The organism is Mycobacterium sp. UM_WGJ, from assembly GCF_000455125.1.
GTDB lineage: Bacteria > Actinomycetota > Actinomycetes > Mycobacteriales > Mycobacteriaceae > Mycobacterium.
In genome coordinates this window covers 66,312-76,121 of sequence record NZ_AUWR01000020.1, presented here as the reverse complement: position 1 = coordinate 76,121, position 9,810 = coordinate 66,312, and the positions used below count along the sequence as shown (strand labels likewise).

The 9,810-nt window shown below is 67.8% G+C and carries 10 protein-coding genes; 5 read left to right on the top strand and 5 right to left on the bottom strand.

Annotation, left to right across the window (positions count from 1 at the left end):
• Positions 1 to 134: 134 nt before the first annotated feature.
• Positions 135 to 1,190: a MinD/ParA family protein gene (locus N416_RS0108445; protein ID WP_024441676.1), complete on the top strand. Its 1,056-nt coding sequence runs from the start codon at positions 135 to 137 to the stop codon at positions 1,188 to 1,190.
• Here N416_RS0108445 and N416_RS0108440 read toward each other — a convergent pair.
• Together N416_RS0108440 and N416_RS0108435 are read right to left on the bottom strand one after the other, a co-directional pair.
• Entirely contained in the window at positions 1,178 to 1,633 is a 456-nt protein-coding gene (locus N416_RS0108440) for a MaoC family dehydratase (RefSeq protein ID WP_024441675.1), read from the bottom strand. The two genes, N416_RS0108445 and N416_RS0108440, sit on opposite strands and share 13 nt — an antisense overlap.
• A gap of 18 nt (positions 1,634 to 1,651) precedes the next feature.
• Positions 1,652 to 2,884 carry a CoA transferase gene (locus N416_RS0108435; protein WP_231384042.1) on the bottom strand — a complete coding sequence of 411 codons (1,233 nt, stop codon included), beginning with the start codon at positions 2,882 to 2,884 and terminating at the stop codon, positions 1,652 to 1,654.
• A 183-nt stretch (positions 2,885 to 3,067) separates the two neighbouring features.
• Here N416_RS0108435 and N416_RS0108430 point away from each other — a divergent pair, with 183 nt between their 5' ends.
• Positions 3,068 to 4,060, top strand: coding sequence for an esterase family protein (locus N416_RS0108430; protein WP_024441673.1), 993 nt, complete (start codon positions 3,068 to 3,070; stop codon positions 4,058 to 4,060).
• A gap of 116 nt (positions 4,061 to 4,176) precedes the next feature.
• Here N416_RS0108430 and N416_RS0108425 read toward each other — a convergent pair whose 3' ends face one another.
• Entirely contained in the window at positions 4,177 to 4,854 is a 678-nt protein-coding gene (locus tag N416_RS0108425; protein ID WP_024441672.1) for a YoaK family protein, read from the bottom strand.
• 15 nt (positions 4,855 to 4,869) lie between these two features.
• Positions 4,870 to 5,916: a S1C family serine protease gene (locus tag N416_RS0108420; protein ID WP_024441671.1), complete on the bottom strand. Its 1,047-nt coding sequence runs from the start codon at positions 5,914 to 5,916 to the stop codon at positions 4,870 to 4,872.
• 220 nt (positions 5,917 to 6,136) lie between these two features.
• Between N416_RS0108420 and N416_RS0108415 the strand changes: the two genes are divergently transcribed.
• From N416_RS0108415 to N416_RS0108405, 3 genes are read left to right on the top strand one after another with little or no spacing between them, the layout of a single operon-like run.
• Entirely contained in the window at positions 6,137 to 8,233 is a 2,097-nt protein-coding gene (locus N416_RS0108415) for an elongation factor G-like protein EF-G2 (protein ID WP_024441670.1), read from the top strand.
• Positions 8,234 to 8,253: 20 nt separating this feature from the next.
• On the top strand, positions 8,254 to 8,736 hold the full coding sequence (locus N416_RS0108410) for a hypothetical protein (protein ID WP_024441669.1): 483 nt from the start codon (positions 8,254 to 8,256) through the stop codon (positions 8,734 to 8,736).
• A gap of 39 nt (positions 8,737 to 8,775) precedes the next feature.
• A complete protein-coding gene (locus N416_RS0108405) occupies positions 8,776 to 9,540 on the top strand; it encodes a L,D-transpeptidase family protein (RefSeq protein WP_024441668.1) in 765 nt (254 codons plus the stop codon).
• 73 nt (positions 9,541 to 9,613) lie between these two features.
• Here N416_RS0108405 and N416_RS23180 read toward each other — a convergent pair whose 3' ends face one another.
• Positions 9,614 to 9,790, bottom strand: a complete 177-nt coding sequence (locus N416_RS23180; protein ID WP_155943338.1) for a hypothetical protein — start codon at positions 9,788 to 9,790, stop codon at positions 9,614 to 9,616.
• Positions 9,791 to 9,810: the final 20 nt, after the last annotated feature.

Here is a 9,810-nt window from a genome sequence, read left to right as displayed (position 1 = left end):
ACTACGACTGCTGACCGGTGAGCCGGCCCGACTCGCGCTTCTCGGGCTGGCTCACGGTTGATGGGCACCTCCGCGACTAGGCTGCGGGTGTTGGGCCACCTGGCCGTACCACCGCCGGATGCCTCGAGGAGCCGATGAACGCAGACGACGACTTTCTGCGGCAGCGTGTGCCGCAGCAGCAGCAACAGCCGGGGCCTTGGACGCAGCCTCCCCCGCAGCCACAGCAGCATCCGGCGCCTCCGCGGCCCTACCCGCCGCCGGGTCCGATACCACGGCCGCAGCCGGCCCGTGGCTGGCGACGCGTGGTCCTGTCCGCGACGCTGGGGTTGGTCAACCTGGGCCCGTCACCGGCCGAGCGGGAAGAGATGGCCTACCAGATGGCCATCCGATCCCTGCCCAACGGCAGCTACAAGGTCGGCGTACTCGGAAAGGGCGGGGTCGGTAAGACGACGGTGGCGGCCAGCGTCGGATCGGTGTTCGCCGCACTGCGCCGGGCCGACCACGTGGTGGCAGTGGATGCCGACACCGCATTCGGCCGGCTCGGCAGCCGCATCGACCCGCATGCCACCAGCTCCTACTGGGATCTGGCCGCCGACCAGAGCATGCAGTCGTTCGCCGACATCAGTAGCCGGGTGGGCGCGAACGCGGCGGGGCTCTACGTCCTGGTGGGCGAGCCGGCCGCGGGGAGCCGCCGAATCCTTGACGCGGCGTTGTACCGGGAGGCCGCGCTGCGCCTGGACCGGCACTTCACCATCTCGATCATCGACTGTGGTTCGACGATGGACTCGCCGGTGACCCAGGAGGCGCTGCGTGACCTGGACGCGCTGATCGTGGTCTCTTCGCCTTGGGCGGACGGTGCCGGCGCGGCCGCCAAGACCATGGAATGGCTGGCCGACCGCGGCCAGGGTGGACTGTTGCAGCGCACCGTGGTGGTGCTCAACGACTCCGACGGTCATGCCGACCGGCGCACCCGCTCGGCATTGACGGCGCAGTTCCTGCAGCACGGCCAGGCGGTCGTTGAGGTTCCCTTCGACCCGCACCTGCGCCCGGGCGGAGTGATCGACGTGATGAGCGAGATGGCACCGGCGACCCGCCGTCGATTTCTGCAGATCGCCGCGATCGTCGCGCACTACTTCGCGTCCCGACCCCGGGGCCGGGACGCTAAGCCCGGCCGTCCTCAGAGCACGTAGCGCACAACACTCTCGGCGACGCAGGCCGGCTTGGCGTGGCCGTCGATAGACACCGTGGTCGAGAAGGTCACCTGGTGGGCACCGCCACCCACATCGGCGACCTCTACCACGGAAGTCTCGGCCCGGATCCGGGAGCCGACCGGCACCGGAGCCGGGAAGCGCACCTTGTTCAGTCCGTAGTTGATCGCCAGCTTTACCCCGTCGAGGCGGCTGATCTGCGCCATCAGCTGCGGCAGCATGGCCAGGGTCAGGTATCCGTGAGCGATCGTGGTGCCGAAGGGCCCGGTGGCCGCACGCTCGGGGTCGACGTGGATCCACTGATGATCACCCGTCGCGTCGGCGAACAGGTTGACGGCGTCTTGGGTAATGGTCACCCAGTCGCTGTGCCCAATCACCTGACCCTGACATGCAGCAAGTTCATCGATTGATCCGAAGATACGCACGTGCTTTCGCTCCCTTTGCTAATCCGTTGCCACCACGCCACTTTGGCGCAGCTGATTGATCTCGTCGGTGCTCATTGCCAGTCGTGCGGCCAGCACTCGCACGGTGTCGGCGCCCAACGCGGGCGCCGCCACGGCGGGCGGGTGGGCACCGTCGATCGATGCCGGCAGCCCAGCCGCCAAGTACTCCCCCACCCGGGGCTGATGCAGCGGCGCGAACATCGGGTTGTCGCGTAGGCGCTCGTCGGCAGCTACCTCGGCAAAGCTGCGGTAGCGGTCCCACAGCAGCGACGTCCCCGCCAGCGCGGCTTCGATCTGCGCCGCCGGCCGCTCGGCGAACCAGCCACTGAACAATCCGGTCAGCAGGTCGCGGTGACGATAGCGCTGCCCTTCGTCGCCGAAATCGATTCCACGCGCTTGCGACAGTGCCGCAAGTACTTTGGCCGACCCGGTCAGCTCGGCAAGGTCACCGAAGTGCCGATTGGTCAGCGTGACGACCATGAACGTCGCCCCGTCACCGCTGGCGAAACTCTGCCCGTACTGCCCATAGACCGCATTACCGATGCGTTCCCGCCGGTCGCCGTTCACCATGGCCTCGGTGAGGAAACCCAGTGCGCTGGCGGTGCCCAATGCCACGTCCTCCAGCGCCAGCCGGATCCGGCAGCCCTCGCCGCTGTGGTCGCGACGGTGCAGCGCGGCAGACACCGCCAGCGCGGCGTGCAACCCACAGGCGATATCCCAGGCCGGCAGCACGTGGTTGATCGGGGCGGCGTAATCACTGGGCCCGGTGACCAGCGGAAAGCCGATACCGGCATTGATGGTGTAGTCCACCGCGGTGGAGCCGTCAGCCCGTCCGAGCACCTCGAGGTGGATCAGGTCGGGGCGCTGCGCCGCCAGTGTTTCGTAGGAAAGCCATTGCCGGCCAGCCATATTCGTCAGCAGCACCCCACTGTCTGCGATCAGTTGCTGCACCACCCGCTGCCCCTCGGTCGCGCGCAGATCGACGACCACGGAGCGCTTGCCCTTATTGAGGCCCGTCCAGTAGATCGAGGTGCCGTCGGCGGTGACGGGCCAGCGCCGGTAGTCGGCCGCGCCGCCGACCGGGTCGATGCGCACCACGTCGCAGCCCAGTTGCGCCAACGTCATTCCGGCGAGCGGGACGGCGACGAAACTGCCGATCTCGATGACGCGCACACCGGCCAGCGGCCCGGGCGTCTCCGCAGCACTGGCCTGCATGACCTGCCCTTCGTCCATGATTACGTCGACTATATGCCTACCAAAACGCCCATCCGGTCGGTGGCGAGTCCGCGCTGAATCTCAATCGTTGCCGAACCGCGATATGAAAACCCGTGGCGGCGAACAGGTCACGGTGGCGCCGGTGTGTTTGACTCCGTTCAGAAGGGCTAGACCGCACGACATTGGGATGGGACAAGAGCTATGAAGAGCGTTGAGAAGTTGCGTAACGCGGCCAGTCGGCTACCGCGCCGGCTCACGGTCGCGGCGGTGGGGGCCGCGCTGCTGAGCGGCCTCGTCGGGGCTGTCGGTGGTGCGGGTGACGCGTCAGCGTTCTCCCGCCCGGGTCTGCCGGTGGAATACCTGCAGGTGCCGTCGGCGGCGATGGGCCGTGAGATCAAGGTGCAGTTCCAGCCCGGCGGCACCCACGCCGTATACCTGCTGGACGGGCTGCGGGCCCAGGACGACTTCAACGGCTGGGACATCAACACCCCGGCGTTCGAGGAGTACTACCAGTCCGGGTTGTCGGTGATCATGCCGGTGGGCGGCCAGTCCAGCTTCTACTCCGACTGGTACCAGCCGGCATGCGGCAAGACCGGCTGCCAGACCTACAAGTGGGAGACCTTCCTGACCCGGGAGCTGCCCGCCTGGCTGCAGGCCAACAAGAGCGTGTCACCGTTCGGCAACGCCGTCGTGGGCCTGTCGATGGCGGGTAGCTCGTCGCTGACACTGGCCGCCTACTACCCGCAGCAGTTCCCCTACGCGGCAGCGCTCTCCGGCTTCCTGAACCCGTCAGAGGGCTGGTGGCCGACCTTGATCGGGATGGCCATGAGCGACGCCGGCGGCTACAACGCCTCCAACATGTGGGGGCCGTCGTCCGACCCGGCGTGGAAGCGCAACGACCCCATGGTGCAGATCCCGCGGCTGGTGGCCAACCGCACCCGAATCTGGATCTACTGCGGCAACGGCACGCCCAGCGAGCTCGGCGGCGACAACCTGCCCGCCAAGTTCCTGGAGGGCATGACACTGAGCACCAACAAGACGTTCCAGCAGAACTACACCGCAGCCGGCGGCAACAACGGGGTCTTCAACTTCCCGTCCGACGGCACGCACGACTGGCCGTACTGGAACCAGCAGCTGGTCGCGATGAAGCCCGACATCCAGCGCACGCTGGGCGTGGGCGTCGACCCGACCTGATCGACCCCCCCAACACGCCGGCGGCAGTGCAATCCAGCACTGCCGCCGACGTGCTTTTCAGGGAAAGAAGGACGGGCTGGCAGGGAACCCGGGGCGCGCCTGAAGCGGGCGAACGGTCAGCGCCACAACCCGCGGCTGTCGACGTAACGATGGCTGTACCAGGTAGCCATCAGGCAGATGAACGTGGCGGTGGCCAGCATCCAGGTACCGCCGACGAACAGGCTGATCAGGCCACCGAAAGCCGCTCCCGAGATGTACCCGGTCAGCAGCATGAAATTGAAGAACCAGTCGTGAATGGATCCGCCGCTGATATGGCGCTCGATGCCTTGACCCAGCTTCACCACGGTGCCGGTCACGTAGCTCAGGGGAATCGACACTTCGCCGTCACGGACGAACGTGGTGTTCAGCGCGCCTACCCCGAACGCGACGAGCAGAATCGGGAGCAGGGGCACCGGCAGCGCGGGCCCGCCTTCGATCCAGTCGGTCACGGTCGCGGCGAACAGCGACACCGCGGTCAACCGCAACGCCCCGTGGGGCCGGCTGCGCCACACGTGGCGATGGCACAGCGAGGCGATCACCACACCGGAGATGAAGGACACCAGCAGGGCGGCGGCCGAAATCGACATCCACTGGCTGTCGGTGAACAAGCCCAGCGCCGCACGCCCGGCGTTGCCGGTCATGAAGGTGACGAAGTAGCCCTCGGAATGGGTGTAGGCCGTGGCGGCCAGCACACCGGCCAGCCCAGCAAGTACCCACGACAGTCTTGATTCACTGCCATAGCGTTTATCTAGCACACGCGCCTAAGTGAGTCAGCCGACCGGACCCGGAACCAGGGTCACGGTGGCACTGTGTTCGCCGCCGCCCGGGTTACGCCACGTCAGCGTGACGGTGTCGCCCGGGTGGCGCTGGTCAAGTACGTCGGTCAGGTCGGTGGCCGAGTTCACCGGACGGCCGTTGACCGAGGTGATGATGTCGTCCCGGGCGATACCGGTGCCCGCGGCCGGGGTGCCGTCGAGCACCTGCGCGACCCGCGCGCCGCCGTTGCTGTCGACCACGCCGACGCCCATGAACGCCGTCTCACCGATGTGCACGGTGTTCGACGAGATGCCGGCCCGGATCTGGCCGGCGATGGCCATCGCCTGGTCGATCGGGATCGCATAGCCTTCGCCGCCGGGCTGGGCGAACTTGTAGTTGTCCGACGCCGCGGTGTTCATGCCGATCACCTGTCCGGCGGCGTTCACCATCGGACCGCCCGAGTCGCCGGGGCGGATCGCGGTGTCGGCCTTGATCATGTTGGTCAGGGTCTCGGTGCTGCCGGTCAGCTCGTCGGCCGCGGAGACGGTCTGGTTCAGTCCGATGACGCGTCCGGGCACCGCACTCGGCATGCCGCCGTGGCCGCCGGCATTGCCCATCGCGACCACCGGGTCACCGATGGCGACCCGCGCGGAACTGCCGATATTGGCGGCGGGCAGCCCGTCGGCGCCACGCAACTGCAACACCGCGACGTCGTGGCTGCGGTCGAAGCCGAGCACGTCGACCTCGTAGCTCTGGCCGTTGGCAACCGAGACCGCGGTGAGGCCGGTCGCGCCGGCGATGACGTGGTTGTTGGTCAGCACCACGCCGCTGGGGTCCAGCACGATGCCGGTTCCGGCACCGACTGCGCTCTGGTAGCCCATCTGGGCGTCGATGTTGACCACTGCCGGACCGACTTGGGCAACCATCGCCGACGGGTCGAGCGGAGGAGCGGGCAGAGTGGGCGACGCCTGAGCCGGCACCGCTACCAGCCCCGCGGTGGCGACCGCCGCCGTCATCAAGCTGAGCAGCCGCCACCGGCCAGGGCGATACGCTCCGCTCATCCGTCATACCTCCTGCAGTCAGGGTCACAGTCCAGGCGGCGTCGACCCGGCACGTCCCGGGATGTCGCAGACGCTGAACTCGCGAAACAAGAATGCCCAGCTTACCGGAACCTCGAGTCGGCCTGGCAAACGCTGTACGGCGGCAGTGCAACCGCCGCCGGTTCGCAAGTCTTGTGCTCAGCGCCCGTTGAGGGAAGGCTGAACTCCGGAGGAGGCTGCCATGGCAGACAAGACCGTGACCTCACGAAGTGGCGCTGCTGCCCCGATCGCGGCCACGCCGGCCGCCATCCGCAATGTCGTTCTGGTCGGCCCGGCGGGCTCGGGGAAAACCACGCTGGTCGAGGCGCTGTTGGTGGCCGCCGGGGTGTTGCCTCGAGCTGGTTGCATCGCCGACGGCAGCACGGTCTGCGACTACGACGACGCGGAGCTCCGTGGGCAACGTTCGGTCGGAGTCGCGTGCGCCTCGCTGGCGCACAACGGTGTCAAGGTCAACCTGATCGACACCCCGGGCTACGCCGACTTCGTCGGAGAACTCCGCGCCGGGCTGCGGGCCGCCGACTGTGCACTGTTCGTGATCGCGGCCAACGAAGATGTCGATGACGCGACTGCCGCGCTGTGGCGGGAGTGCAGCCGGGTCGCTATGCCGCGCGCCGTCGTCGTCACGAAGCTGGACCACGCACGGGCCGACTTTCCGGCCCGTCTGGCCGCCGCCCAGGCGGCGTTCGGCGACACCGTGCTGCCGCTGTATCTACCCGCACCGGCCGAGGGCGCCGGCCTGCTCGATCTACGGGCTGTCCAACCCGGCGCCGAGCAGCAGCGCGGCGCGCTGATCGAGGCGATCATCGAGGAATCGGAGGACGAGTCGCTGCTGGACCGCTACCTGGGCGGCGAGCAGATCGACCCGGGGGTGCTCACCGCCGATCTGGAGCGCGCCGTGGCGCGCGGTTCGTTCTTCCCGGTCATCCCGGCATGCAGCGTCACCGGCATCGGCATTCCCGAAGTGCTCGGGCTCATCACGACCGGCTTCCCCGCGCCGCCGGAACGTCTGCTTCCAGAGGTGTTCGACACGAGCGGCGTAGCGCGCACCGGGCTTACGTGCGACCCGGACGGGCCCCTGCTGGCCGAAGTCGTCCGTACGACGTCGGACCCCTACTTGGGCCGGGTCAGCCTGGTGCGAGTGTTCTCCGGAACTATCAAGCCCGACAGCGGAATCCATGTCAGCGGTCATTGCGAGAGTTTCTTCGGCGATGGGACCGGTCGCTGCGACCACGACGAAGACGATCGGATCGGGACCCTGGCGTTTCCGCTCGGCAGACAACAGCGCCCGGCCACAGTCGTGCTGGCCGGAGACATCTGCACCATCGGCCGTCTCAGCCACGCCGAGACCGGCGACACCTTGTCGGACAAGGATGAACCTCTGGTGTGCAAACCGTGGTCGATGCCGGATCCGCTACTGCCCGTGGCGGTCATTCCGCGCGCCAAGACCGACGAGGACAAGCTTGCGGTCGGCCTGGGCAGGCTGGTCGCCGAGGACCCCAGCCTGCGTATCGAACGGAACCCGGAAACCCATCAGATCGTGCTGTGGTGCATGGGTGAAGCCCACTCCGCGATCGTGCTTGACGCGCTGGCCCACCGCTATGCGGTAGCGGTGGACACCGTCGGACTGCGGGTGGCACTGCGAGAGACGTTCGCCACCAAGGCCAAAGGCCACGGCCGTCATGTCAAGCAGTCCGGGGGACACGGCCAGTACGCGATCTGCGACATCGAAGTGGAGCCGCTGACTCAGGGAGCCGGCTTCGAGTTCGTCGACCGCGTGGTCGGCGGGTCGGTGCCCCGCCAGTTCATCCCCAGCGTCGAGAAGGGCGTTCGCGGCCAGATGGAGCGGGGGCTGACCGGCGACGCCGGCGGCGGTTATCCGGTGGTCGACATCCGGGTCACCCTGATCGACGGCAAGGCGCACAGCGTCGACTCCTCGGACTTTGCTTTCCAGATGGCAGGCGCAGCCGCGCTCCGTGACGCGGCAACCAACGCGACGGTGCGCCTGCTCGAGCCGATCGACGACGTCACCGTGCTGATCCCCGACGAACTGGTCGGCGCGGTGATGGGCGATCTGTCCGCTCGCCGCGCTCGGGTGCTGGGCACCGACAAGGTCGGGGCCGACCGAACCTGCGTCAAGGCCGAAGTACCGCAGACCGAGTTGATCAGGTACGCGGTCGACCTGCGATCGTTGACCCACGGCACCGGTTCGTTCACCCGCGGCTTCGCGCGTTACGAACCGCTGTCAGAGTCGGCGGCCGCGCACGCCAGCACCGCCTGATCGCCGCAGAGAGGACGTTCATGTCGACAATCGCCGGGCTGCCCGCCCACGTCCTGCTGCTGCACGTGGTGGTCTCACTGGTCCCGCTCACCGCGGTCCTGCTGATCGTGTGTGCGCTATGGCCTGCGGCCCGACGGCGACTGGTCTGGTTGGTCGTGACGTTCGCCGGCATCACGCTGCTGGTGACGCCGCTCACGGTCACCGCCGGCGAGTGGCTGGCCGACACCGGCAAGTTCGCCCCGTCTCCCGAACTGGACGCGCACATGGCCGCCGGCGAGTACGGCCTCTATATGGCCCTGGGCCTGGCGGTCGCCGCGGCACTGCTGGCCGGGCTGCACGTGGCGCTGTCACGCGGTAGCAATATCGGCTCGCTGCTGCGGCTGGGAATCGTCACCGTGGTGGTCGCACTGGCGGCCGGGTCGATGTTGGCGATCCACAACATCGGCTCGACCGGGACCGAGGCGGCCTGGGGGGACCTGCTCACCGCGTCAGACGACGGCTAAACCTGCGCTGATGCCGTCGCTGTTGGCACAATGGACGGCATGAGCAACGTGAGGCGGGGAATTGTGGCGATTGCCGGGTCGGTGGCCCTGGCTGTCGGGTCGGTCGGGGTCTCGGCCGGAATCAGCGAAGCGGCTCAGACTTCGCCGGCACGGGGGCTGGCCGTCGCGGCCATCGAGCCCGCCGCCGGCTCGGTCGTGGGGGTGGCCTACCCGGTGATCGTGACCTTCAACGGACCGGTCGGGGACCGGGTGGCCGCCGAACGTGGCATCCACATCAACTCCACGGGCAACAATGCGGGCCACTTCGAATGGACGAGCAGCGATGTCGTGCAGTGGGTCCCGGACGGCTACTGGTCACCGCACAGCAAGATCAGCGTCGACGCCCACGGGATGTCGACGGGCTTCGAGACCGGTGACGCCGTCGTGGGACTCGCCGACATCTCCGACCACACCTTCACCGTCAGCGTTAACGGCGAGATCCAGCGGATCATGGCGGCGTCCATGGGTAAACCCAAGCGCCCCACGCCAATCGGTTCCTTCACCGCGTTGTCGAAGGAGCGCACCATCAAGTTCGATTCGCGCACCATCGGCATCCCGCTCAATGACCCCGAGGGCTACCTGATCAACGGCGAGTACGGCGTTCGGGTCACCTGGAGCGGTGTCTACGTGCACTCCGCTCCATGGTCAGTGGGCTCGCAGGGCTATTCGAACGTGAGCCACGGCTGCATCAACCTGAGCCCCGAAGACGCGGCGTGGTACTTCAACTCAGTGCATCTGGGCGACCCGATCATCGTGCAGGCCTAGGGCTTAACGGCTGAAGCGATCGTAGACGCGGTGCGTCTACGATCGCCTTGGCCTTGACCCGGGACGCACCGCGTCAGCAGGCGCCGAGCACCGCTGTGGGCATGTGCGCCACGTAGCGCTGTGCGCGCTGCTCGCGACGCAATTCGCGACGAGCCGCCAGCCGGTTGCGCAGCCGGTTCACGGTGCGGTTGCCCGCCCGGTAGTCCGACGAGCCGTCGAGAGCAAGAACGCTGATGGTGATGAAAGCCATGATTTTCTCCTGCCGGGAAA

Bases quoted from the DNA above. Each gene is read 5' to 3' on its own strand.
- N416_RS0108445 (WP_024441676.1), top strand. From the start codon at position 135: ATGAACGCAGACGACGACTTTCTGCGGCAGCGTGTGCCGCAGCAGCAG.
- N416_RS0108435 (WP_231384042.1), bottom strand. From the start codon at position 2,884: ATGGACGAAGGGCAGGTCATGCAGGCCAGTGCTGCGGAGACGCCCGGG.
- N416_RS0108430 (WP_024441673.1), top strand. From the start codon at position 3,068: ATGAAGAGCGTTGAGAAGTTGCGTAACGCGGCCAGTCGGCTACCGCGC.
- N416_RS0108420 (WP_024441671.1), bottom strand. From the start codon at position 5,916: ATGAGCGGAGCGTATCGCCCTGGCCGGTGGCGGCTGCTCAGCTTGATG.
- N416_RS0108415 (WP_024441670.1), top strand. From the start codon at position 6,137: ATGGCAGACAAGACCGTGACCTCACGAAGTGGCGCTGCTGCCCCGATC.
- N416_RS0108410 (WP_024441669.1), top strand. From the start codon at position 8,254: ATGTCGACAATCGCCGGGCTGCCCGCCCACGTCCTGCTGCTGCACGTG.
- N416_RS0108405 (WP_024441668.1), top strand. From the start codon at position 8,776: ATGAGCAACGTGAGGCGGGGAATTGTGGCGATTGCCGGGTCGGTGGCC.
- N416_RS23180 (WP_155943338.1), bottom strand. From the start codon at position 9,790: ATGGCTTTCATCACCATCAGCGTTCTTGCTCTCGACGGCTCGTCGGAC.